The organism is Tenacibaculum aquimarinum, from assembly GCF_022478115.1.
Classification (GTDB): Bacteria; Bacteroidota; Bacteroidia; order Flavobacteriales; family Flavobacteriaceae; genus Polaribacter; species Polaribacter aquimarinum_A.
This window is the reverse complement of sequence record NZ_JAKGSC010000001.1, coordinates 967,479-990,021: the sequence shown is the minus strand read 5'-3', so window position 1 is coordinate 990,021 and position 22,543 is coordinate 967,479. Positions and strand designations below refer to the sequence as shown.

General features: G+C 30.6%; 25 protein-coding genes. 11 read left to right on the top strand and 14 right to left on the bottom strand.

Going from position 1 to position 22,543, the window contains the following annotated elements; all coding sequences use genetic code 11:
• Positions 1–455: 455 nt before the first annotated feature.
• Together lepA and L1S33_RS04675 are read right to left on the bottom strand one after the other, a co-directional pair.
• A complete protein-coding gene (gene lepA, locus L1S33_RS04680) occupies positions 456–2,252 on the bottom strand; it encodes a translation elongation factor 4 (protein ID WP_240550726.1) in 1,797 nt (598 codons plus the stop codon).
• A gap of 94 nt (positions 2,253–2,346) precedes the next feature.
• Positions 2,347–3,447 carry a TolB family protein gene (locus L1S33_RS04675; RefSeq protein ID WP_240561417.1) on the bottom strand — a complete coding sequence of 367 codons (1,101 nt, stop codon included), beginning with the start codon at positions 3,445–3,447 and terminating at the stop codon, positions 2,347–2,349.
• 40 nt (positions 3,448–3,487) lie between these two features.
• On the opposite strand from L1S33_RS04675, the gene L1S33_RS04670 reads away from it, so the two are divergent.
• Positions 3,488–4,711: a M28 family peptidase gene (locus tag L1S33_RS04670; protein ID WP_240561416.1), complete on the top strand. Its 1,224-nt coding sequence runs from the start codon at positions 3,488–3,490 to the stop codon at positions 4,709–4,711.
• 84 nt (positions 4,712–4,795) lie between these two features.
• Entirely contained in the window at positions 4,796–5,797 is a 1,002-nt protein-coding gene (gene dusB / locus L1S33_RS04665) for a tRNA dihydrouridine synthase DusB (protein ID WP_240561415.1), read from the top strand.
• 1 nt (position 5,798) lies between these two features.
• On the opposite strand, the gene L1S33_RS13215 is transcribed toward dusB, so the two are convergent.
• From L1S33_RS13215 to L1S33_RS04630, 7 genes are all read right to left on the bottom strand, one after another.
• Positions 5,799–6,923, bottom strand: coding sequence for an ABC transporter permease (locus tag L1S33_RS13215; RefSeq protein WP_303435319.1), 1,125 nt, complete (start codon positions 6,921–6,923; stop codon positions 5,799–5,801).
• Positions 6,924–7,086: 163 nt separating this feature from the next.
• A complete protein-coding gene (gene rbfA / locus L1S33_RS04655; RefSeq protein WP_240561414.1) occupies positions 7,087–7,482 on the bottom strand; it encodes a 30S ribosome-binding factor RbfA in 396 nt (131 codons plus the stop codon).
• Positions 7,483–7,549: 67 nt separating this feature from the next.
• Positions 7,550–8,191: a response regulator transcription factor gene (locus tag L1S33_RS04650; protein WP_240561413.1), complete on the bottom strand. Its 642-nt coding sequence runs from the start codon at positions 8,189–8,191 to the stop codon at positions 7,550–7,552.
• Positions 8,192–8,292: 101 nt separating this feature from the next.
• Positions 8,293–9,042, bottom strand: a complete 750-nt coding sequence (locus tag L1S33_RS04645; RefSeq protein WP_240561412.1) for a sensor histidine kinase — start codon at positions 9,040–9,042, stop codon at positions 8,293–8,295.
• A complete protein-coding gene (locus L1S33_RS04640) occupies positions 9,015–9,635 on the bottom strand; it encodes a hypothetical protein (RefSeq protein WP_240550733.1) in 621 nt (206 codons plus the stop codon). The genes L1S33_RS04645 and L1S33_RS04640 overlap by 28 nt, the downstream gene beginning before the upstream one ends.
• Before the next feature lie 15 nt (positions 9,636–9,650).
• Positions 9,651–10,262, bottom strand: a complete 612-nt coding sequence (locus L1S33_RS04635; RefSeq protein ID WP_240561411.1) for a hypothetical protein — start codon at positions 10,260–10,262, stop codon at positions 9,651–9,653.
• A gap of 6 nt (positions 10,263–10,268) precedes the next feature.
• Positions 10,269–10,904, bottom strand: coding sequence for a hypothetical protein (locus L1S33_RS04630; RefSeq protein ID WP_240550735.1), 636 nt, complete (start codon positions 10,902–10,904; stop codon positions 10,269–10,271).
• Between the two features lie 324 nt (positions 10,905–11,228).
• Here L1S33_RS04630 and mce point away from each other — a divergent pair, with 324 nt between their 5' ends.
• The 5 genes from mce to truB all read left to right on the top strand — a co-directional run bounded on the left by mce (position 11,229) and on the right by truB (position 14,339).
• Positions 11,229–11,630: a methylmalonyl-CoA epimerase gene (mce, locus tag L1S33_RS04625; protein WP_240550736.1), complete on the top strand. Its 402-nt coding sequence runs from the start codon at positions 11,229–11,231 to the stop codon at positions 11,628–11,630.
• A gap of 83 nt (positions 11,631–11,713) precedes the next feature.
• Entirely contained in the window at positions 11,714–12,592 is an 879-nt protein-coding gene (locus L1S33_RS04620; protein ID WP_240561410.1) for a cell division protein FtsX, read from the top strand.
• Position 12,593: 1 nt separating this feature from the next.
• Positions 12,594–12,839: a DUF3098 domain-containing protein gene (locus L1S33_RS04615; RefSeq protein ID WP_240561409.1), complete on the top strand. Its 246-nt coding sequence runs from the start codon at positions 12,594–12,596 to the stop codon at positions 12,837–12,839.
• Positions 12,839–13,633: an undecaprenyl-diphosphate phosphatase gene (locus L1S33_RS04610; protein WP_240553005.1), complete on the top strand. Its 795-nt coding sequence runs from the start codon at positions 12,839–12,841 to the stop codon at positions 13,631–13,633. The genes L1S33_RS04615 and L1S33_RS04610 overlap by 1 nt, the downstream gene beginning before the upstream one ends.
• A 7-nt stretch (positions 13,634–13,640) precedes the next feature.
• Positions 13,641–14,339 carry a tRNA pseudouridine(55) synthase TruB gene (truB, locus tag L1S33_RS04605; protein WP_240561408.1) on the top strand — a complete coding sequence of 233 codons (699 nt, stop codon included), beginning with the start codon at positions 13,641–13,643 and terminating at the stop codon, positions 14,337–14,339.
• Here truB and L1S33_RS04600 read toward each other — a convergent pair.
• From L1S33_RS04600 to L1S33_RS04585, 4 genes are all read right to left on the bottom strand, one after another.
• Complete coding sequence (locus tag L1S33_RS04600; RefSeq protein WP_240561407.1) at positions 14,326–14,634, bottom strand: hypothetical protein; 309 nt, start codon at positions 14,632–14,634, stop codon at positions 14,326–14,328. The genes truB and L1S33_RS04600 overlap by 14 nt on opposite strands.
• Positions 14,635–14,721: 87 nt before the next feature.
• On the bottom strand, positions 14,722–15,261 hold the full coding sequence (locus tag L1S33_RS04595) for an ABC transporter ATPase (RefSeq protein ID WP_317208771.1): 540 nt from the start codon (positions 15,259–15,261) through the stop codon (positions 14,722–14,724).
• 20 nt (positions 15,262–15,281) lie between these two features.
• Positions 15,282–15,872, bottom strand: coding sequence for a thioredoxin family protein (locus L1S33_RS04590; RefSeq protein ID WP_240561406.1), 591 nt, complete (start codon positions 15,870–15,872; stop codon positions 15,282–15,284).
• A 30-nt stretch (positions 15,873–15,902) separates the two neighbouring features.
• Complete coding sequence (locus L1S33_RS04585) at positions 15,903–16,868, bottom strand: NAD-dependent epimerase/dehydratase family protein (protein WP_240561405.1); 966 nt, start codon at positions 16,866–16,868, stop codon at positions 15,903–15,905.
• Positions 16,869–17,056: 188 nt separating this feature from the next.
• Here L1S33_RS04585 and L1S33_RS04580 point away from each other — a divergent pair, with 188 nt between their 5' ends.
• From L1S33_RS04580 to L1S33_RS04570, 3 genes are read left to right on the top strand one after another with little or no spacing between them, the layout of a single operon-like run.
• Positions 17,057–17,737 (top strand): hypothetical protein, encoded by a 681-nt coding sequence (locus tag L1S33_RS04580; protein ID WP_240561404.1) that lies wholly within the window; start codon positions 17,057–17,059, stop codon positions 17,735–17,737.
• Positions 17,737–18,273, top strand: a complete 537-nt coding sequence (locus tag L1S33_RS04575) for a nuclear transport factor 2 family protein (RefSeq protein WP_240561403.1) — start codon at positions 17,737–17,739, stop codon at positions 18,271–18,273. Before L1S33_RS04580 ends, L1S33_RS04575 begins: the two co-directional genes overlap by 1 nt.
• Before the next feature lie 10 nt (positions 18,274–18,283).
• Positions 18,284–21,733, top strand: coding sequence for a T9SS type A sorting domain-containing protein (locus L1S33_RS04570; RefSeq protein ID WP_240561402.1), 3,450 nt, complete (start codon positions 18,284–18,286; stop codon positions 21,731–21,733).
• A 55-nt stretch (positions 21,734–21,788) separates the two neighbouring features.
• Here L1S33_RS04570 and L1S33_RS04565 read toward each other — a convergent pair whose 3' ends face one another.
• A complete protein-coding gene (locus L1S33_RS04565) occupies positions 21,789–22,259 on the bottom strand; it encodes a regulatory protein RecX (protein ID WP_240561401.1) in 471 nt (156 codons plus the stop codon).
• A gap of 93 nt (positions 22,260–22,352) precedes the next feature.
• Here L1S33_RS04565 and L1S33_RS04560 point away from each other — a divergent pair, with 93 nt between their 5' ends.
• Positions 22,353–22,532 (top strand): hypothetical protein, encoded by a 180-nt coding sequence (locus L1S33_RS04560; RefSeq protein ID WP_240561400.1) that lies wholly within the window; start codon positions 22,353–22,355, stop codon positions 22,530–22,532.
• Positions 22,533–22,543 lie beyond the last annotated feature (11 nt).

Sequence of the window (22,543 nt, the reverse complement as noted above, 5' to 3'; positions counted from 1 at the left end):
TTGAAAAAACTACTTCCTTAGATTCCTTGCCTACGCAGGAATGACAATTAGTTTGCAAACTGGCTTAGCCCTGATTGAAACGGCATCCTTTTTTATTTTTCTTAAAAAAGATATAGTGAAAAGCAGGAAACAGCTTCAAATAAAAAAAACCTTCTTGACTTCTCAAAAAGGTTTGTGATTCTTAATTCTATATTGATTTCTGCCTAAGCAATAATAGCAATAAGATTAACTATCGTTTTGTTTTTTTCTAGGAAAAGTTCCGATAATAAACAGAAGACCAATTATAAAAAAAAATCCAACAATAAATGGAACCCAAAAGCCTTTGTAATCAATATTTTTTACGAAATAAGTAAGTATCATAATTATAAATATGCCTATAATTTGATAATATGATTTTTTCATTTACGTACTTTTGATTATTAACTCTTGTTTTTAATAACTTAGATTCAAAATATCTAATCATTCAACTTTAAAACGGCCATAAATGCTTCTTGTGGAATTTCTACATTACCAACTTGACGCATTCTTTTCTTACCTTTTTTCTGCTTTTCTAATAGTTTACGTTTACGAGAAATATCTCCTCCATAACATTTTGCAGTAACATCTTTACGTAATGCTTTGGTAGTTTCACGCGCAATAATTTTTGCTCCAATTGCTGCCTGAATAGGAATATCGAACTGTTGTCTTGGTATTAATGTTTTTAGTTTTTCAACTATTTTTTTACCAATTGTATAGGCATTATCTGCATGTAAAAGTGCCGAAAGTGCATCAACAGGTTGTGCGTTTAAAAGTATATCTACTCTTACTAATTTCGATTCTTTCATACCAATTGGATGATAATCGAAAGATGCATATCCTTTTGAAACTGTTTTTAAACGATCGTAAAAATCGAATACAATTTCTGCCAAAGGCATTTCAAAAATTAACTCAACTCTTTGCGTTGTTAAATACGTTTGATTAACAATTTGTCCACGTTTTTCAATACATAAACTCATTACTTGCCCAACAAAATCCGATTTTGTTATAATTGAAGCCTTAATAAATGGCTCTTCTACTCTATCTAATCTTGATGGATCTGGTAAATCTGTTGGGTTATTTAACAGAATTATTTCCTCTGGGTTTTTCTTAGAATATGCGTGGTACGACACGTTTGGAACGGTTGTAATAACCGTCATATTAAACTCACGCTCTAAACGCTCTTGAATAATTTCCATATGCAACATTCCTAAGAATCCACAACGGAAACCAAAACCTAAAGCGGCAGAACTTTCTGGAGCAAATACCAAAGAAGCGTCGTTTAATTGCAGTTTTTCCATAGAATAACGCAACTCTTCGTAATCTTCTGTATCTACAGGATAAATCCCCGCAAAAACCATTGGTTTTACGTCTTCAAAACCATCAATAGTTTCGGTAGTTGGTTTATGTGCATCTGTAATTGTATCTCCTACTTTTACTTCTTTTGCAGTTTTAATTCCTGTAATTAAATACCCAACATCACCTGTTTTTACAGATTTTTTTACAACTTGTTGTAATTTTAAAGTTCCAACCTCATCAGCAAAGTAATTTTTACCGGTTGCCATGAACTTTATTTCTTGTCCTTTTTTGATTTCTCCGTTTAAAACACGGAAATACGTTTCAATTCCTCTATAAGAATTGTAAACAGAATCGAAAATTAAGGCTTGTAATGGTGCTTCTGGATCTCCTTTTGGAGCTGGAATTCTATCAATAATTGCTTCTAAAATATTGTCTACTCCAAAACCAGTTTTTCCACTTGCGTGAATTACTTCTTCTGGATCGCAACCTAATAGATCTACAATATCATCAGTTACTTCTTCTGGATTTGCAGAAGGTAAATCTACTTTATTAAGTACTGGAATTATTTCTAAATCGTTCTCTAACGCTAAGTATAAGTTAGAAATTGTTTGTGCTTGGATACTTTGTGCAGCATCTACAATTAACAAAGCGCCTTCACATGCAGCAATTGAACGCGAAACTTCATAAGAGAAATCTACGTGACCTGGAGTGTCAATTAAATTTAAAATGAATTTTTCGCCTTTATGCTCAAAATCCATTTGAATGGCGTGCGATTTTATGGTAATTCCACGTTCTCGCTCCAAATCCATACTATCTAATAACTGCGCTTTCTTTTCTCGCTCAGTTACTGCGCCAGTATAATCTAACAATCTATCTGCCAATGTGCTTTTACCATGATCAATGTGAGCAATGATGCAAAAGTTTCTAATATTCTTCATTCGTTAAATTTGATTTGTAAAAATAGTGTGCAAATATAGGTTTTTTGGTCTTGAAAAGATACAACTTTTCAAAGTTACCAAATAACTAAATATATTAGTCTTGCCATTCTGCAATAAACAAGTTAGTATCATGTCCACCTCCATTATTTCTGTTAGAAGAAAATACTAATTTTTTTCCATCATTAGAAAACACCGGAAAAGCATCAAAAGTTTCTCCATGGGTAACTCTCTCTAAGTTTTTTCCGTCTAAATCTATCATATAAAGATTGAAAGGGAAACCTCTTTCTGCTTCGAAATTTGAAGAAAATAATATCTTTTTTCCAGAAGGATGAAAAAACGGGCTCCAATTTGCGTTACCTAAATCTGTTAATTGTTTTAAATCCGAACCGTCTGCGTTACAGATATACAATTCCATTTCTGTTGGCTGTACCAACCCTTCTTTTAGTAAATCTTTGTACTCTTTAATTTCTGCTGCTGTTTTTGGTCTTGAAGAACGGAATATTAATTTTGTTCCGTCTGGTGAGAAAAATGCTCCACCATCATAACCAAGTTGGTTTGTTATTTGCTTAACGTCTGAACCATCAATATTCATTGTAAACAACTCTAAATCTCCAGTTCTCATTGAAGTAAATACAATTTTATCACCTTTTGGAGAAACTGTTGCTTCTGCGTCGTAACCTGGTTCTGTTGTTAATTGTTTTGTGATATTCCCTTTTAAATCTGCTACAAAAATATCATAGGTTTCATAAATTGGCCAAACGTATTTTCCTTCTCTTCTTAACGGTGCTGGCGGACATTCTTCTCCGCCTAAATGTGTTGATCCATAAACGTAACTTTTATTATCAGGTAAGAAATAAGCACAAGTTGTTCTTCCTAAACCTGTAGAAATCATTGGTGGAATTGAATCTTTAAAAGTTTCATCAGCATTCATTAAAAACATTTGATCGCATTCTACTCCCCATTTTTTATTATTAGATTGAAAAATAAGTTGTTTATCATCAAAACTCCAATAAGCTTCTGCATTATCGCCTCCAAAAGTTACTTGACGCATGTTTTTAAAGTGGGTTTCTTCTGGAAAAATCAATCCACCATTCCATTTTCTAGTTTCACCAGAAACTGCATCTTTATCACTTTTCTTTTCAGATTTACAGGCTACAATTGAAATAGCAACTAAAAGAATATATAGTACTCTCATTTTTAGATTTTTTAATAATTTAGCAAAAATATAAAAACTTATGAGAGGTTTATTTATTCTATTGATTTTCTTCGCATTTATTGCTTGTAAAACCGAAAACAACAACCCTGTAACCATTAAAGAGGATGTTGCTTTTTTAGCTTCGGATGCTTTAGAAGGAAGACAAACAGGAACAGAAGGCGAAAAAAAAGCTGCTACTTATATTGCAAAACGTTTTAAAAACCTTGGATTACAACCTAAAGGCACAAACGATTATTTACAACCTTTTTCATTTAAACCAAAGACAAATCCACACGGTGAAGTACAATTTGATGTAAATGGAGACGGAACTATTACCGGAAATAATGTTATAGGTTTTATTAATAACAAAGCAAAAAATACCGTAATTATTGGCGCTCACTACGATCATTTAGGTTATGGTGGCGAAGGCTCTTTGTATAGAGATTCTATAAAAGCAATTCATAACGGTGCAGATGACAATGCTTCTGGTATTGCTATCCTTTTAAATTTAGCTTCAAAATTAAAAAAGAAGAACACCAAGAATAACTACTTATTTATGGCTTTTTCTGGTGAAGAAATGGGCCTTTTAGGTTCTAATTACTTTATGAAAAACCCAACTATTGACACTAAATCTGTTTCTTATATGATTAATATGGATATGGTTGGTCGATTAAAAAAAGATTCTGCTTTGGCTGTTTACGGAACAGGAACTTCGCCTATTTTTAAACAGACTTTAAAATCTCATAACGATAATTTTAAATTGATTCAAAAAGAATCTGGAGTTGGGCCAAGTGATCATACAAGTTTTTATTTAGCAGATATTCCTGTTTTACATTTTTTTACGGGCCAACATGAAGATTATCATAAACCTGGTGACGATTCTGAAAAACTGAATTATGAGGGAATGGAAACAATTTCTACGTACATCTTTAATATTATTACAGATTTAAATGACAATGGAAAACTTGCTTTCAGAAAAACAAAAAACGAAAGTGAAGAAACACCAAGATTTAAAGTCGGTTTAGGTGTAATTCCTGATTATATGTTTGATGGGAAAGGAATGCGTATCGATGGAGTTTCCGAAGAAAAACCAGCACAAAAAGCTGGCTTACAAAAAGGTGATATAGTTATAAAACTTGGGAAAAATGAAGTTACAGACATGATGACTTACATGAAAGCTTTAGCTGTTTTTAAAGAAGGTGATAAAACAAAGGTTACGATTGATAGAAAAGGGAAAAAAGTAATTACTGAAATTCAGTTTTAATATTTATTTCACAAAATTAATTAGCCTGTTAAATTTTAAATTTAGCAGGTTTTTTCATTCACATAAAAAAAGTAAATTTGCAGCATGGTAAAAATTGGTAACATAGAACTTCCAGACTTTCCGCTTTTATTAGCACCAATGGAAGATGTTTCGGATCCTCCGTTTAGAGCTTTATGTAAAGAAAATGGTGCAGATGTTGTTTACACTGAATTTATTTCTTCGGAAGGGTTAATTCGTGACGCTGCAAAAAGTGTTATGAAATTGGACATTTACGAAAAAGAACGTCCAGTTGGAATTCAGATTTTTGGTGCCAATTTAGATTCAATGCTAAAAACGGTTGAAATTGTTGAGAAATCGAACCCAGATATTATTGACATCAATTTTGGTTGCCCTGTTAAAAAAGTGGTTTCTAAAGGAGCTGGAGCTGGAATCTTAAAAGACATCGATTTAATGGTTTCTCTTACAGAAGCTATGGTAAAACACACTAATTTACCTGTAACTGTAAAAACTCGTTTGGGTTGGGATCACGATTCTATTAGAATTGTAGAAGTTGCAGAACGTTTACAAGATGTTGGTTGTGCAGCAATTTCTATTCATGGAAGAACACGTGCTCAAATGTATAAAGGTGATGCTGATTGGAAACCTATTGCTGCTGTAAAAAACAACCAAAGAATGCACATTCCTGTTTTTGGAAATGGCGATGTTACTTCTCCTGAAAAAGCAATGGAAATGCGCGATAAATACGGTTTAGATGGCTGCATGATTGGTAGAGCTTCTATTGGTTATCCTTGGTTTTTTAACGAAGTAAAACACTATTTTAAAACTGGAGAATATTTAGCAAAACCAACAATTGCACAGCGTGTAGAAATGGCACGTAGACATTTACAAATGGCAATTGATTGGAAAGGTCCTGTTTTAGGTGTTTTTGAAACCAGAAGACATTACACAAACTACTTTAAAGGAATTCCTCATTTTAAAGAATATAGAATGAAAATGGTTACTTCAGACGATCCAAAAGATGTTTTTGCTGCTTTTGATGAAGTTGAAAGTAAATTTGGAAATATGATTATACCTGAAATTAGGTAAATTACTTTTCAATAAAATTAGCAGAAATTCTTGAACTTGCAATTTTTGCAGCAATAAAACCAAGTACGGAAATTGTTGCAATAACTACAAATAGGTTAAACCACTTAAAATCTACTGGATACGGTAAATTTTGAGTAATCATAAAAAAGCCAAACTCTTTTTGAAGTAACACTAAAACTACTCCAATAAACAAACCAATTGCCATTCCGAAAAGTGTAAGTAAAAAACCTTGAGTTACAAATATTTGCTTGATTTCTTTTACTGTTGCTCCTAAATTAGCTAAGGTTTTTAGGTTTTTTCTTTTATCAATAATCATCATAATTACTGCGCCAATTACATTAAAAAGTGCAATTATTACAATTAAAGTAAATATTAAATACGAGATAAAGTTTTCTGAATTTATTACTTTATAATACAATTCATTTAACTGCTCTCTTGTTTCAACTTTTAAAGAATTACCTAATTTCAATTGTAATTCTTCTTGAACATCTTTTGAAAGCAAAGCATTGTTCAGTCTTATCTCTATTCCTGTAAGTTGATTTTTGTCATATCGCAACAACTCCTGTGCTGTGTTTATTTCAGTAAAAACATACTTATTCTGAAACTCTTCTGAGCCTCCATAAACGCCAATAATTTGTGTCTTAACACTTCTAAATGCAGTTGCCGGATTTATAAATCCCTTTCCGGGCTTGGGCACAGAAATAGTTAAAGGCTCTCCAAAATTAAGTATTCCGAGAGATAATTTATAGGAAATTCCGTTCCCAATAACAGCAGTGTTTTGAAATTCAGAATCTAACCAAGTACCAACATTTAAAACAGAGTCTATTGCTACAACTTCATTGTATTTATCATCTACTCCTTTTATATAAGCTATATGTTGTTTGTTATTATATTGTAAAAAAACGCGCTCTTCAACTACTTTACTAAATGTAGTAATATTTGAATTATTAAGAAGAACTTGTTGTTCATCATCAGTAAATAGAAAAGTTTTACCTTTTATAGATGTTATTTTTAAATCGGGATCTGAAGCATCTAAAAGCGAGTAACTAAAAGTTCTTAATCCTGAAAAACCAGATAATATTATAAATAAGGCTAGTGAACCAACAATTACACCAAAAGTAGCAATTATAGTTATTATATTAATTGCATTATTTCCGCTTTTAGCGAATAAATACCTTTTAGCTATGTAGTGCGGAAACTTAATTTTTTTTTATTTGTGGTGAGTAACTGAAAACTTTATTTAACAAATTAAGTACAGCAAACTTTTTACTGCTTCTGTAAAATGAATACTATTTTTTCTTTCTACGTGGAAGTACACCTGGGTTTTTAATAGGATCTACATCTCCTCCTTTTAAGGATTTATCAATTTCTTCAATATAATCCAAAGTATCGTCTCCAAAAAACAACAATTCTGGCATTCTTCTTAATTGATGTCTTGTACGCTGCGCTAATTCATGACGAATTAGTGTTGTATTAGATTTTACACCAGCAATTATATCTTCTCTATTTTTTGAAGGAAAAACACTTAGATATACTTTAGCTATTCCTAAATCTGAAGTAACGTGTACTTTAGATACAGAAATAATAACACCTTGCATACCTTCTTGCGCTGCTTTTTGCAGTACATCTACCAAGTCTTTCTGTAATACACCAGCAATTTTTCGTTGTCTATTAGTTTCTTCCATGGTGCAAAAATACTAATTACTTAACAAACTACTACTAATACTAGTTATTAACTATTAAAAACTAAACTTAAGGAGTGTAAATTTTATTTCTAACCGCATACATTACTAAACCAACACGGTTACGTACATTTAGTTTAGTAAATAAACAATCTCTATAACCATCAATAGTTTTTGGACTTAAAAACATTTTATCAGCAATTTCCTTATAAGTTAATTCTGTGCAAGCTAACTTCATAAACGTTAATTCGTTATCCTTAAACTTATGACCATTATTACCTCTACCAGAAACGGAATCTATTAATAAGTTTGTAACATCTTTGGTATGATAAAAACCATTGTCCATCATTTCTAATAATGCGGTTTCTAAGATTTCTTTTTTGGTGTCTTTTAATAAATAGCCAGCCGCTCCTGCTTTTAGCATTTTCAAAATTGTGCCATCTGCATCTTCTACTGACAAAGCCATTACATGAACGTTGGAGTATTTTTCAACTATCAACTCAGTAGTTTCAATACCATTCATTACAGGCATATTAACATCTACCAGTACAATGTCTGGGATGTTTTTAGGCGAAGCGGAAAATTTGTCCGCTAATTCTTTTCCGTTTTTACATGTGTATAATACTTTGAATTTATCAAAAGTATTAACCATACCTTCTATTGCCTGGGACAATAAAGTATGATCGTCTACAACAACAACTGAGTATTTCATTTTAGTAGTTTTTGGTTATACAGTTTGGTTGTAAGGGACTTAAATTTAAAAAAGGAATAGATTTAGGGGAAGTTTTTGGGGTATTCTATATTCTTTTTTTGTTAAAAATAATGATTTATAATTAAATAGGTGCCTTTATCTGGAATTGATGTTAAATTTGCTAAAGCACCTATTATTTCTGCTCTCTTTTTTATATTAGTTAACCCGATACCATTATCCTTAATTTTTCTAGTATCGAATCCTATTCCATTGTCTTCAGCCTTAATCTTTAATTCGGTTTCCGTGTACGTTAACTCAACATCTAACTTAGTTGCTTTTGAGTGTTTTACTGTATTTGAAAAAAACTCCTGGAGCATTCTAAATATTATAATTCCGGCTTTTTGATCTAAAATTCTACTTTCTCCATTTACAATTAGTTTAGATTCAAGAAAATTAAGTCTATTAAACCTATCAACTTCTAATTGAATAGCGTCTTTTAATTCAATATTTTTTATAAATTCTGGGTTTATTAGTTTAGATAATATTCTTAACTCGGTTAAACTCTTTGTTATAGTTTCTGAAATTTCTGGTATACTATCTTCTGTAGCATTTTGCAACTGTATCTTGGCTAGAGTTAAAAGTTGCCCAATATTATCATGTAATTCCCAACTTATATTTCTTAATGTTTGTTCTCTAATTTCTATTTGTGATTCTCCAATTTCTCTTTCAAACCTCTTTTTCTGGTCTTCTTTTTCTTCTAACAACTTGTTTTTACGACGTTGAAATACTGTAAAAAGAATAATTAAAAAAACTATTACTACTACAATTATTAAAGTTGATATTATTAGTATTTTACTTCCTTCTTGCTGCATAACAACCCATACATTATAAATAAATTCATAAAAACAATTAACAACTCTAACAAAAAAAACAGACTCCTACCTTTCATAAAAGGCATATTTATAAAAAATGGAATGGTTGGCAAATAGAAAACCAATAAACCAACAGAAACCCAGAAGGGAAAATGTTTTTTATAATTTAAAATCTTATCCGATAAAAGCAACTCTCTAAGATATAAAAAAGAAAACAAACTTGTATTTAAACATCCAAATACTAATAAATAAGAAAACATATCGTAATGAAAATAAACAACAATGCAGGACACGCTAAACAACACACTTAATCCTAAAATAATTTTAATCCATCTATTCTTTCTTATTAGCTTCATATACATTAAAGCTAATGAGTTAAATTGCAAGAAAGCAGCTAAAGGCAAGTGATTAAAAGTAGATTTTCCAGCTCTATATCTATCAACATTATAAGCTCCCATAAGCTCTGTAAAAACGGCAACTATAAAAAAAATACACAAAAATAAATAAAAGGGCGACTTGTATTTTTTTATGAGTACAACACTTAAAATTGCAACTAATATCTGAGATGTTAATCCAATATTTGAGACACTCATTTTGTTATAATAAAGTTAATATTTTACTTCTTTCTCACTCCATATTAACCCGTAGATTAAAATTATATTCATAAGAATTATTAACACGTTTAAAATAGGGAACAAACCTCTATCGCTCATAAGGCTTAAAAAAGAAAAAAAAGGAATTGATGGTAAATAAAATATTAAAAAACCAGCAGAAACCCAAAAGGGTAAGAGTTTTTTATAATTTAATATTTTATTAGTCATCAATATTTCTCTTAGATATAAAAAACTATAAAGGCTAATAATGGTACTTTCTAAAATTACAAGATAAGCATATAAATTATTTTTAAAAAATACTACTACCCAAAATATTATAAAAATAACACCTAGAAATATAAAAATATTTTTCCTCTTTAAAACCTTTTTAAACAATAAAGAAATAATTAGTAATTCAATTAAAGTATATACATAATGGTACATAAAACTAGTGCTTACATTTCTATAAATAAGATACGCTCCAACACCTTCAACTATAACAGTTGAAAGTAACAATAGTGTTAAAAGTAATAAATATATAGTCTTATGTCTTATATAAAAAAATAAGCATACTATAAATACTATTATTTGCGATAATAGACCAAAAGAAGAAACATCAATCTTCATGACTTTTTAATTCATTGGTGGTGATAACTGCCCTTTATTTCCTGCACCACTTTCTAAATCATCTTCTTTTAAAGTTGATTTTTGATGCATTACTTTCATTTGTTCTGAGTTCATTTTTTTACCATATGGCCAATTATAATTATATTTAGCTAATATTTGCTTTACGGTTACAAGTTTCCCTTGTTTTACTGATTGCACAGGATCAAAAGCAACTTGTTTACCATTAATTAATGTAGTTGGCATATAAATTAAACTTTGATAGCTTTTCCCTTCTCCAAGATAATTAGCTTTTGCAGCAGAAACAAAACTAATACCTGTTATTTTAATTTTTGCTGAATCACTTAAGTGCTCTATATAGCCTAAATACTTTTTAAATTGTTCAAAATTAAAATTATTTATACGCGTATCTTGGTAACCTAAGGCTTTTTCTAAAGGAATTTGCCTAGTTTTGTTATATTCTGTTAACATGTCAACAATTTCAGAATAGTTTAACATTTCTTTTTGCCTACCTTCATCTGTATAACAAAAAGTACCATCTGGTGGTGTAAAGCTTTGATTATCACAATCACATTTTTTTTCACAAGAGCCTAAAAGTCCCATCACAATAATAGCACCTACAAGTGCTAATCGGTTAGTTTTCATAATTAGTTTGGTTTAAAATTATGTTCTAAAATAGTGTATTATTTTTTAGCATCATTTACAATCAACGAATTCATTCTTCAAATAACTACTGAAAATCAAACACTTAATCATCTTCACAAGAAATAAAACAGGAAAAACACCCTAAACTATAAGGTAAATACACTTTTAACATTACAAGGTTACTACTCTTGTATATAACTGAGTGTTACTTAACCTTTGTACTATGTTTTATTGATGCAGAGCACTAATGAAATTTTCAGGGGAAATTGCTAAAAACGCCTTTTATTTTATAAAAGGTGTTTTTGTTTTTTATACTTTTACCTTATGGAAAAAATAGAGCACATTGGTATTGCAGTAAAAAATTTAGAAGAATCAAATGTATTATTTGCTTCTTTGTTTGGTAAAAAACATTATAAAATTGAAGAAGTTGCTTCTGAAGGTGTAAAAACCTCCTTTTTTAAATCGGGTCCAAATAAAATTGAACTGTTAGAAGCTACAAATCCAAATAGTCCAATTGCAAAATTTATAGAGAAAAAAGGTGAAGGAATTCATCATATTGCATTTGCAGTTAAAGATATAAACTCAGAAATTAAACGGCTACAACAAGAGGGTTTTACGGTTTTAAATGAAACACCAAAAAAAGGTGCAGACAATAAATTAGTTGCTTTTTTACATCCAAAAACCACAAATGGAGTTTTAATTGAATTATGCCAAGAAATTGAATAATTTTTAACAAATTTACTATAAACTGCATACTTGCTTACTGCCAACTTATTAGTATCTTGCCAAGCAGAAAATTGAACTAAAAAATGGCCTCTTCTTTCGATTCTTATCAAAAACGACGTTTGCAATCTTCCTACATATCTGTAGTAATAAGTATTGCTCTAGTATTGTTTATGCTTGGAATTTTAGGCTTAGTTTTATTAAAATCGACTAAAGTTGCTAATCATTTTAAAGAAAAAGTTGCCATGACTCTTTTCTTAAAAGATGATGTTACAAAAGAACAAACAGAAACCTTAAGAGCTTCCTTACTAAAAGAACCTTTCACTAAAAACATTTATTATATAACCAAAGAAGAAGCTGCAAAAGCATATTCTAAAGATATTGGTGAAGATTTTTTGAAATTTCTTGGTGAGAATCCGTTAAAAAACGGAATCGATATTTACTTAAATGCTGATTTTGTTACTCCCGAAAAAATGACAATTATAGAAGCTGACTTCAATAAAAACAACTTAATTACTGAAGTTTCTTACGACAAACCCTTAATTCAATTACTTACCAAAAACATACAACGAATTAGTTTTTGGCTGTTAGTTTTAAGTGGGTTTTTCGGCTTAGTTGCTATTATTTTAATCAATAGCTCAATTAGATTATCAATTTACTCTAAGAGATTCAATATAAAAACCATGCAAATGGTTGGTGCAACAAAACGTTTTATAAGAAAACCATTTATTTGGCAAAGTATAAAATTAGGAATCTTAGGTTCTGTAATTGCTTTACTTGGTTTAGCCGCAGTTATCTATTATGTAGATAAATTTATACCCGCTTTAGAACTAGTAAAAGATTATATTTCTTTAGGATATTTAGTTGGAGGAGTATTACTAACAGCTTTTATAATTACTTGGATAAGCACCTTTTTTGCTACCCAGCGTTTTTTAAATTTACAAACAGACGAACTTTATTATTAAGATGAAAAAAGATAACAATATTCAAAAAGAAGAGTTTCTCTTTGGAAAAAAGAATTACTTATTTATGCTTATAGGAATTGCTGTAATCTCACTTGGCTTTATATTAATGGCAGGTGGCGGAAGCGACGACCCAAATGTATTTAATGAAGAAATTTACAACTGGAGAAGAATCCGTTTAGCGCCAACATTAGTTATAATTGGGCTTGGAATAGAAATTTACGCAATCTTATTAAACCCTAAAAAATAATGGATATTATTGAAGCTATTGTTCTTGGAATTATTCAAGGATTAACCGAATTTTTACCTGTTTCTTCAAGCGGACATTTAGAGCTTGCAAAAGCTATTTTAGGAGACAATTCTGTACCAGAAGAAAGCTTAACTTTTACTGTTGTTTTACACGCCGCAACTGCATTAAGTACTTTGGTAGTTTTTAGAAAAGAGGTTGCCGAAATTCTTAAGGGTTTATTTCAATTTAAATGGAATGAACAAACAGAATTCTCTTTAAAAATAATTGTTTCTATGATTCCCGCTGTAATTATCGGGTTACTTTTTGAAGAAGAATTAGAATCTTTCTTCGGCGGAAAAATATTATTAGTGGGTCTAATGTTATTAGTAACCGCAGTTTTACTTTTACTTGCAGATAGAGCAAAGAAAACAGACAAAAAAGTTTCTATAACAAATGCTATAATTATTGGTATTTCTCAAGCAATTGCAATGTTGCCTGGTATTTCTAGATCTGGCGCAACAATTTCTACTTCTGTTTTATTAGGAATAGACAGAACAAAAGCTGCAAAATTCTCATTTTTAATGGTAGTTCCTTTAATCTTCGGAAAAGTAGCTAAAGACCTTTTAAGTGGCGATATTAATTTTTCTAGTGCAGAAGCTTTACCAATGTCTGCTGGTTTTATTGCAGCATTTTTAGCTGGTTTAGTTGCTTGTAATTGGATGATTGCTTTAGTTAAGAAAAGTAAACTTTCTTACTTCTCTATTTACTGTGCAATTGTAGGTATTATTGCAATTGTATATTCTTTAATGCAATAATTTTAGCATGACAAAAACGCTTGAAGATTACAAAAACGGACAAATTTTATTGATTGATAAACCGCTAGAATGGACATCGTTTCAAGTAGTAAATAAATTGCGTTGGCACATAAAGCAACAATTTAACATCAAAAAAATAAAAGTTGGGCATGCAGGTACTTTAGACCCGTTAGCAACTGGCTTATTAATTATTTGTACAGGTAAACAAACTAAGAATATTCACGAATATCAAGGGCAAATAAAAGAATATACAGGTACTTTTACAATTGGCGCAACTACACCAAGTTACGATCTAGAAACCGAAGTAAACGAAACTTTTACCACAGAACATATTACGGAAGATTTATTACACAAAACTACCAAACAATTTCTAGGTAAAATTCAACAAAAACCACCTATTTTTTCAGCAATTAAAAAAGATGGAAAACGTTTATACGAATTAGCTAGAAAAGGTGAAACTACAGAAATTAAAGCGCGTGAAGTAGAAATTAACGAGTTTGAAATTACAAATATTAATTTACCTAAAGTAGATTTTAGAATTGTTTGTAGCAAAGGAACTTACATACGTTCTATTGCTTACGATTACGGAATTGCTTTAAACTCTGGCGCACATTTGTCTACATTAAGACGTACAAAAATTGGTGATTTTTCAACAGAAAATGCACAAAGTATAGAAGGATTTATTGAACAACTTAACGACGCCTAGAAAATATTGAAAAATCTATATTAAAATCAGAAAACAAAAAATAGAATAAAGTAATTACAATAATCGTTAGTAAAACAAAAATCCAAAACATTTTTTGCTGATGCTTTTTAGATTCAATTCTTATTTTATGTTTTAACTTTTCAAGCTTGTCATTTGATATCTCTTTAAATTTGAGTTCTGAATTAGAATTCATGGAAACTATGGAGTTTTTATAACTCTTTCTTCTATCTATTGATTTTTGCAGATTTTTTTGCAGCACTTTGTTTACTGCATTCATATGTCCTTCTCCTGCCATAATTTTTATTTATATGACGGAAAAAGAAAGAAGTGTTACAGCATAATTAAAAAGAAATGTTACTCTTCTGAAATAAAATTACATTTTTTACAGAAAACGTTTATACCAACTATCAGTTATTGGAAGTTCCCAATAATATTCAAATTCGGATTTTGAAGTAATTAAATTGTCAAAAACTATAGATTTTTCGTTTACAGCTTTGTTTTTTACAAGTTTTTTAAAGTCTTTTAAATCTTTGTACTGCACATATTCGCCTTGCTTAAAGCAAACATTCATTTTATCTAACAATTCAACCTTATAATCTTGCTGCAACTGAATAATAAAAGCAACTTGCGCATCAATATCTGCATTTGATAAAGCCGAGCTTCCTTCCGCAGAAAAGATAATAAATCTACTGTATTTTAATTGATATGAAACTTTAAAACTTTCATCATCACTTTTCCAATTAGTTATAAAATCTTCAATCTTTTTTTCCAATTCTGGAATTTCTGGCTGATAAAATTTTCTGCTAGATGGATAAATCCAAACTTTAGCTTCTTCTGATAAGTTTTCGAACGGTACAAACATGTGGCAAATATAGGTAAAAGAAAATCCGTCTAAAGCACTTACTTTAAACGGATTTTCCACTTTTAATTGTTATTGAACGATTACCTCAATAACGAAACCATATCTTCTTGTAAATTTAAACTTTTGTTCTTGTTGTACCAAACTTGTAAATCTTTCTTAAACTCAGCATCTAGCCCTCCGTTAGCTTCTTTATAATCAGCAACCATTTGTGTTGCTATTGTTGGTCTTGGGCCCCAAGTTTCAATTACATTATTATCTGAATCCAAGGCAACTAATTTTGGTATAGAACGACCTCCATTAGTTAAAAAATGATCCATTAATTCTAAATTTTCGTCTCTTAAAACTAATTTTAGATTTATATTTTCATTTTCTTCAGCAATTTTATTGATAATTGGCAAATTTTGAGCAGCATCTCCACACCAACCTTCTGTAAGAACTAACCAAGTTTGTGGAGTTTTTACTTTATGTAAAGCCATTTTAGTTTCTTCAGAAATAGAAATAGTTTTATCTAAACGCTTCATTCTTCTATCGTTTAACAAACTATAATTTAATATATCTTCTGATTGATTTGGCCCAGTTGATTTTCCTTCAGCTAATAAATTACTCACCAATTCTCTATACTCTAAATAAGAAATGGCATTTTGTAAACTTTCTTCAATTACTTTTTTCATATTCCTTTTGACGTACTTAAAGTAAACATCTTACACCTCTTCTAAATGTTGGTTTTTTTGTGCCTGTAAATTTTTTAGAATATCGTTTGTCATAGATTTTAAATCGAACTTATGTTGCCAATTCCAATCTTCTCTTGCGCAAGAATCATCTATAATTTGTGGCCAGCTATCTGCAATTTTCTGTCTAAAATCCGGTTTGTATGTAATCTCAAAATTCGGAACATGTTTCTTTATTTCTGAAGCTATTTGAGCAGGCGTAAAACTTATTGCAGCTAAATTATACGAAGTTCTAATTTTAATATCTTTAGAATCTGCTTGCATAATTTTTATGGTTGCATCTACAGCATCATCCATATACATCATTGGCAGACAAGTGTTTTCAGCTAAAAAGCATTCATACCTTTGTTCTTCTAACGCTTTAAAATAAATATCGACAGCGTAATCAGTTGTACCTCCACCAGGTTTTGTTTTCCATGAAATTACGCCTGGATAACGTAAACTTCTTACATCAACTCCATAGTTTTTATGATAGTACTCGCACCAAAACTCTCCTGTTCTTTTACTAATTCCGTAAACTGTTGATGGTTCCATAACAGTAGACTGAGGTGTATTAATCTTAGGTGAAGTTGGCCCAAAAGCAGCAATAGAACTTGGCCAATACACTTGATTTATATGTTTTTCTTTTGCCAAATCTAATACAGCCAAAAGAGAATTCATGTTTAAATCCCAAGCTTTTTGCGGAAACTTTTCTGCAGTTGCTGATAACATTGCCGCTAACAAGTATACTTGTGTTACTTTATATTTCTTTACTATTTTTAAAATAGTCTCTTTATCTGTAGCATCTATAATTTCAAAAGGGCCAGATTTCATTTGAGCAGAACAATCTCTAATGTCTGAAGCAATTACATTATTGCTTCCATATATAGCTCGAAGTTTTTCGGTAAGTTCATTACCAATTTGACCACAAGCACCAAGTATTAATATGGTTTCATTCATTTTATGATAATCAAAAAAATTAGATGGTTCAAAGGTACAAAATTAATGTATTCACAAAATAACATAGACATAATTTAATATATCACAAATTGAATTTGTAGTTTACTGATTTTTAAGGATTAACTTTTTATTGAGTTTAAACATTAAAAAAAAACGTAATTTTACTGGATTAACTTTAATCTTTAAAAGTGAAAAAAGCCGCACTTCTTATAATCTTATTCTGTTCTTTCTTAGGATGTGAAAAAAACATACAAGAACAAAAAGAAAATATTAAAAAACCAGAGCTAAGTATTGCTATAGACTTTCCTAAGCCGGATAATCTAGATCAATTTTCTAAAAAGAATATTCCAAATTGGAAAGAATACGAGGTACTGACCTCTTTTTTAGAAAGGTTTGATAAGATATCTCCAAATGAAGCCCTAAACAACGCCATTGAGCTAAAAGACCTAATTGCAAGTTTAAAAGATAGTGTTAAACCAAAAATCCTTGAAATTGGTGCCTTTAATACTAGAATTAATGTTTTAGAAAACGAAGCTTTTAGATTGGTTGACATGACTTATATTTCTGCCATTAAAGCAGAAGAAGTTAATACACAAATCTTAAAAATAATTGAAGTTTTTGGCAGCCTTAATCAAAAAATTAACACATTATATTCTCAAAAAAGATTTGAAGATGCTGTTTTAATTGACGACAACAATTACCAAACCGATACTTTACCTGTAAAAAAAGAAAGGGTCAAAAAACAACAAACCAAACCCAATACCAATACCAATACCAATACCAATACCAAAGGTTTAAAAAAATTAACTTTAGGCAACCAAAATGCTAAAAGTAAGTTTAAAAAAATCCCTACTAAAAAAGATAACTAATGAAAAAAGTGTTTTTAATGATTCTTTTTTTTAGCTTAATTTCTGCTTGTAAAAAAGAACAAACTATAATTAACCCTGAAGAAACAAAATTAACAAAACAGCAAATAACCAACACGGTAAACAACTGGCATAAAGCTGCATCTGAAGCTAATTTTGAAAATTATTTTAATATAATGGATAGCATCTCTGTTTTTATTGGCACTGATGCTAGTGAAAACTGGAGTAAATCACAATTTTCAAAATTTAGCAAACCTTATTTTGATAAAGGAAAGGCTTGGAGTTTTCAACCTTTAGAAAGAAATATTTATATAAATGAAAGTAATGATTTTGCTTGGTTTGACGAACTATTGAATACTTGGATGGGAATCTCTAGAGGATCAGGTGTTCTTGAAAAAAAAGGAAATAACTGGAAACTAAAACACTATGTTCTTTCAGTAACAGTACCAAATGATAATATAAATCAGGTCATTAACATAAATAAAGTGAAAGATTCACTATTTTTGACGACTAAATTAAAAGATTTCATTAAAAAATAACTCCATAGATATGAAAAAAATAATTACCCTTACCTTTCTATTAGCTTCAACATTATCTATTAGTCAGATTCTAGAAAATGCACCATGGACTACTAATAACGTAAATACACAAAGAAATAGCAACCCTACTTTAGAAGAGGTTTCTACTGCTGCTGAAGCTTATTTTAGCACAATTGATGTAGAAAAAAAAGGTAGTGGATATAAACCTTTTAAAAGATGGCAATACAATTGGTCTAGAAACTTAAATGCAGACGGAACAATTAAATCTAAAGAGAGTTTATTAAATGCATGGAGACAGAAAAAAGAATTAAATCAAAGCACAGAAGCAAGAGCCGACCTAAGTAATTGGACTCCTCTTGGACCTTATACAAACTCAAACACTTACAACGCAACTAATGCCAAACAAACAGGTCAAGGTCGAGTTAATGCAATTGCAGTAGACCCAAGTGATTCTAACACATATTATGTTGGAACTCCTGCTGGAGGTTTATGGAAGTCTACAAATGCTGGTTTAGATTGGTCTCCTTTAACTGATGAACTCCCACAAATTGGAGTATCAGGAATTGCAATACACCCAACAGATTCAAATATTATTTATATTGCTACTGGTGATGATGACGCAAGTGACTCATATTCAGTTGGTGTATGGAAGTCTACAGATGGAGGTACTAGCTGGAATCCAACTGGGGCAATTCCTGGGGAACCAAATTCCATGAATGAAATCTTCATTAACCCAAATGATAATGAAACTATTATGGTTGCAACTAGTACTGGTGTTCATAAATCTACAGATGGTGGGAATTTTTGGACAACTGTTCTAAGTGAAATATCAACACAAGGAATTAGAGATCTAAAGATGAAACCCAATGATCCAACAACTTGGTACGCCGTTTCTAATAATTCTTTCTATAAATCTACAAATAACGGAGATAGTTTTTCAGAAATAACCCTACCTAATTTAGGTGCCTCTTCTAGATTAACTATGGGCGTAACATCTGCTAATAACAATTATGTTTATGTAGTAAGTGCTGGAAATGGAAGTACTTTTAATGGTTTTTACAAATCCACGAACAGTGGAAACTCATTTACAAAATCTACAACAGGAAGTATGTTTGGCGGAAGCACACAAGCTTGGTATGATTTAGCTTTAACAGTATCGTCTAACAACCCCGAGATAGTTTATGTAGGAGTACTAGATATATATAAATCTACAAATGGTGGGCTTAGCTTTACCAGATTAAACTTTTGGGATAACCCAAACCAAAACTCTTACACACATGCAGATATACATTTCATGCGTTTTATTGATGGTAAATTTTTCGCAGGTACGGATGGAGGAATATATGTTTCAACTGATGAGGGGTTAAATTTCACAGATTTAACCAAAAACCTAGCAATTAGTCAGTTTTATAGAATATCTGTATCTCAACAAAATTACCAAGCAATTGCTGGAGGTCTACAAGATAATGGTGGGTTTGGATACAAAAACGGTGAATGGAGAAACTACCATGGCGCCGATGGAATGGAAGGTATTGTTGATCCTAATAATGAAAATAAATATTATGGTTTTATACAATATGGCGCACAATTACATATTACTGAGAACTCAGGGGAAAGTAGAACTAGTGTAATTAACCCTCCAAGTGGAGAAACTCATGATTTCAATCCTAACACACAAGGAGGTGCTTGGGTTACCCCATTAGCAATTAATACTGATGGAGAGCTATATGCTGGTTACAATAGCCTTTATAAACTTGTAGGCAACGCATGGTCGCTAGTTTCAACAGGAAGTAATGGTAATTTTGGAGGCGATTTAGCACATATTGAAATTGACCCAAACAATAATGACAACATTTATGTAGCAAGATCTACAGACCTATATAGAAGTACAGATCGAGGAGTCAATTTTGAAAGATTAGGTGGTATTTCTGTTGGAAACATAACCTCAATTGAGGTTAGTAATTCAGATTCAAATACAATTTGGTTAACAGGAACGAGTGGTGTAATTAAAAGCACAAACATACTTGCTTCCTTTCCAACTTCAACAAATATCTCAGGCAACCTACCTCTTGAGCCTAAACTTATTGTTAAACACCATTTAAGAAGTGGAAACAATACTATTTATGTTGGTACAGCACTGGGTGTTTATTTTATTAATGATGATGAAAGTGAATGGCAAACTTTTGATACAGGACTACCAAATACACAAGTAATAGATTTAGCAATTAACGAGGAAGACTCAAAACTAATTGCTGCAACTTATGGTAGAGGTGTTTTTATGTCCGATATACCAAGGCAACTCCCTCCAAACGATATTCGTTTAATATCTATTAACAACCCTACTAACGGAATAAATTGTAATAATAATGTTACTCCTGAAATAACTATAAAGAACCAAGGAGTCAATACTCTTACTACTGCTACTATTAATTATAAAATTGATAACGGAGCCACAGAGTCATTCAATTGGACAGGTAATTTAGATTCTGAACAAACTACAAATGTAAACTTACCAGAACTAAATAATTTAACGATTGGAGTTCACACGTTAGAAGTTGAAACTACAATTTCTAATGACGCATTTCAGAACAATAAAGGGAGTGCAAACTTTTCAATAAACATAAATAATACAACACCACTTTCTGTTAACACTTTTGAAAGTTCTGATGATGAACTTCTAATAGGTACAACAAATAGCTCAATGTGGATGAGAGGTAATGTAACTAAAACATTATTAAACAACCCTGTAGGCTCAAATGCATACGCTACAAATACTAGAAACAACTACCCAAATCAAACCACTGGATATTTATACACAAACTGTTATGATTTATCTTCAATAAGTAACCCAGAACTTGCATTTAAAATGGCATTTGACATAGAAGAAGATTGGGATTACATGGTTGTAGAATACTCTACAGACTTTGGAGCAAACTGGGAGACGCTAGGAACTGCTAACGACCCAAATTGGTATAATAGTTCTTCTACCGCTAATGGTATACCCGGGAATCAATGGACAGGTGAAGGAGAAGATGTAAATCCAAATGACAATTTAACAAATGCAACTGTAAGAGATTACAGTTATGATTTAGCTCCTTTTACAAATGAAGCAAACATTGTTTTCAGATTTAAATTTGCAGCAGATGCCGAAGTAAACGAAGAAGGCGTAGTAATAGACAACTTAGTTATTAACGGTGTGCTTTCTACAGATAGCTTTAGTACACTCAATAATATAGCAATTTACCCAAATCCGTCAGAAAGTGTTTTTAACATTAGTTGGAACACCGGTGAAGCTTTAAGCATAAGAGTTTTTGATATTACAGGTAAACAAGTTTTTACTAAGAAAAATATTACAGACAATTCTTATCAATTAGATTTAGATGGCTATGCACAGGGTATTTATCTTTTAAACATGAATATGAATGGTAAAACAGCAACTAAGAAAATCATTTTAAAATAGCCTAACAATATTAAAATTTAAGCAAAAAAATAATCCTTTTGAATATTCAAAAGGATTATTTTTTTGCAATTAACTCATTTATTTTAGTGTAAACCAAATTACTCTCCCATCCTCTGTACAACAAATAATCAGCTAATTTTTTGCGCTTTTTATAAATATCAGTTTCAGTAATTTGTTTTAGTTTTTTTTCTGCTAAATCATCAAAAGTAGCCAAGTAATCCTGTTCGTCAATCTCTTTAAGAGCAGTTTTAATATTATAAGCAGAAATATCTTTAAACTTTAATTCTCTAACAATACGTTGCTTTCCCCATTTTTTTATCCTGAATTTCCCTCTTGCAAAACTTTTTGCAAAACGTTCTTCATTTAAAAAGTTATCCTTCATTAAACTTAAAAGAATTAATTCTCTTGCTTCGGGTATAACTCTATACTCTCTAAGTTTAGTTTCCACTTCTTTATGACAACGATCTTGATAAACACAGTAACGTTCTAGTTTTTTAGTGATTTCTTTTACAGTAAATATTTTCAAAGTTTTTTTTGTGTAACGTTACTTTTTGTAGCTAAACTACAATTATAAAAATATAATATTGTTTATTAATAAAATAATTAATAAGTTTATCCAATGAAAAAGAATAAATTAATAAGTTTTTTTCTCATTTCGACATTAAATATTTTCTCCCAAGTTAATCCTCCTGACCCTACACTTAGACCAGGCCCTGGGCTTCCTATAAATGAGGGACAAATATTTTTAATTATCATTGGTTTAATTTATGCAGTAAGTAAAATCAAAAAAAACACTTAATATTATTCAAT

What these genes read in the sequence shown, in the direction of transcription:
- lepA (WP_240550726.1), bottom strand. Translation starts at nt 2,252, where the DNA reads ATGAAGAATATTAGAAACTTTTGCATCATTGCTCACATTGATCATGGT.
- L1S33_RS04675 (WP_240561417.1), bottom strand. Translation starts at nt 3,447, where the DNA reads ATGAGAGTACTATATATTCTTTTAGTTGCTATTTCAATTGTAGCCTGT.
- L1S33_RS04670 (WP_240561416.1), top strand. Translation starts at nt 3,488, where the DNA reads ATGAGAGGTTTATTTATTCTATTGATTTTCTTCGCATTTATTGCTTGT.
- dusB (WP_240561415.1), top strand. Translation starts at nt 4,796, where the DNA reads ATGGTAAAAATTGGTAACATAGAACTTCCAGACTTTCCGCTTTTATTA.
- rbfA (WP_240561414.1), bottom strand. Translation starts at nt 7,482, where the DNA reads ATGGAAGAAACTAATAGACAACGAAAAATTGCTGGTGTATTACAGAAA.
- L1S33_RS04650 (WP_240561413.1), bottom strand. Translation starts at nt 8,191, where the DNA reads ATGAAATACTCAGTTGTTGTTGTAGACGATCATACTTTATTGTCCCAG.
- L1S33_RS04645 (WP_240561412.1), bottom strand. Translation starts at nt 9,042, where the DNA reads ATGCAGCAAGAAGGAAGTAAAATACTAATAATATCAACTTTAATAATT.
- L1S33_RS04640 (WP_240550733.1), bottom strand. Translation starts at nt 9,635, where the DNA reads ATGAGTGTCTCAAATATTGGATTAACATCTCAGATATTAGTTGCAATT.
- L1S33_RS04635 (WP_240561411.1), bottom strand. Translation starts at nt 10,262, where the DNA reads ATGAAGATTGATGTTTCTTCTTTTGGTCTATTATCGCAAATAATAGTA.
- L1S33_RS04630 (WP_240550735.1), bottom strand. Translation starts at nt 10,904, where the DNA reads ATGAAAACTAACCGATTAGCACTTGTAGGTGCTATTATTGTGATGGGA.
- mce (WP_240550736.1), top strand. Translation starts at nt 11,229, where the DNA reads ATGGAAAAAATAGAGCACATTGGTATTGCAGTAAAAAATTTAGAAGAA.
- L1S33_RS04620 (WP_240561410.1), top strand. Translation starts at nt 11,714, where the DNA reads ATGGCCTCTTCTTTCGATTCTTATCAAAAACGACGTTTGCAATCTTCC.
- L1S33_RS04615 (WP_240561409.1), top strand. Translation starts at nt 12,594, where the DNA reads ATGAAAAAAGATAACAATATTCAAAAAGAAGAGTTTCTCTTTGGAAAA.
- L1S33_RS04610 (WP_240553005.1), top strand. Translation starts at nt 12,839, where the DNA reads ATGGATATTATTGAAGCTATTGTTCTTGGAATTATTCAAGGATTAACC.
- truB (WP_240561408.1), top strand. Translation starts at nt 13,641, where the DNA reads ATGACAAAAACGCTTGAAGATTACAAAAACGGACAAATTTTATTGATT.
- L1S33_RS04600 (WP_240561407.1), bottom strand. Translation starts at nt 14,634, where the DNA reads ATGGCAGGAGAAGGACATATGAATGCAGTAAACAAAGTGCTGCAAAAA.
- L1S33_RS04590 (WP_240561406.1), bottom strand. Translation starts at nt 15,872, where the DNA reads ATGAAAAAAGTAATTGAAGAAAGTTTACAAAATGCCATTTCTTATTTA.
- L1S33_RS04585 (WP_240561405.1), bottom strand. Translation starts at nt 16,868, where the DNA reads ATGAATGAAACCATATTAATACTTGGTGCTTGTGGTCAAATTGGTAAT.
- L1S33_RS04575 (WP_240561403.1), top strand. Translation starts at nt 17,737, where the DNA reads ATGAAAAAAGTGTTTTTAATGATTCTTTTTTTTAGCTTAATTTCTGCT.
- L1S33_RS04570 (WP_240561402.1), top strand. Translation starts at nt 18,284, where the DNA reads ATGAAAAAAATAATTACCCTTACCTTTCTATTAGCTTCAACATTATCT.
- L1S33_RS04560 (WP_240561400.1), top strand. Translation starts at nt 22,353, where the DNA reads ATGAAAAAGAATAAATTAATAAGTTTTTTTCTCATTTCGACATTAAAT.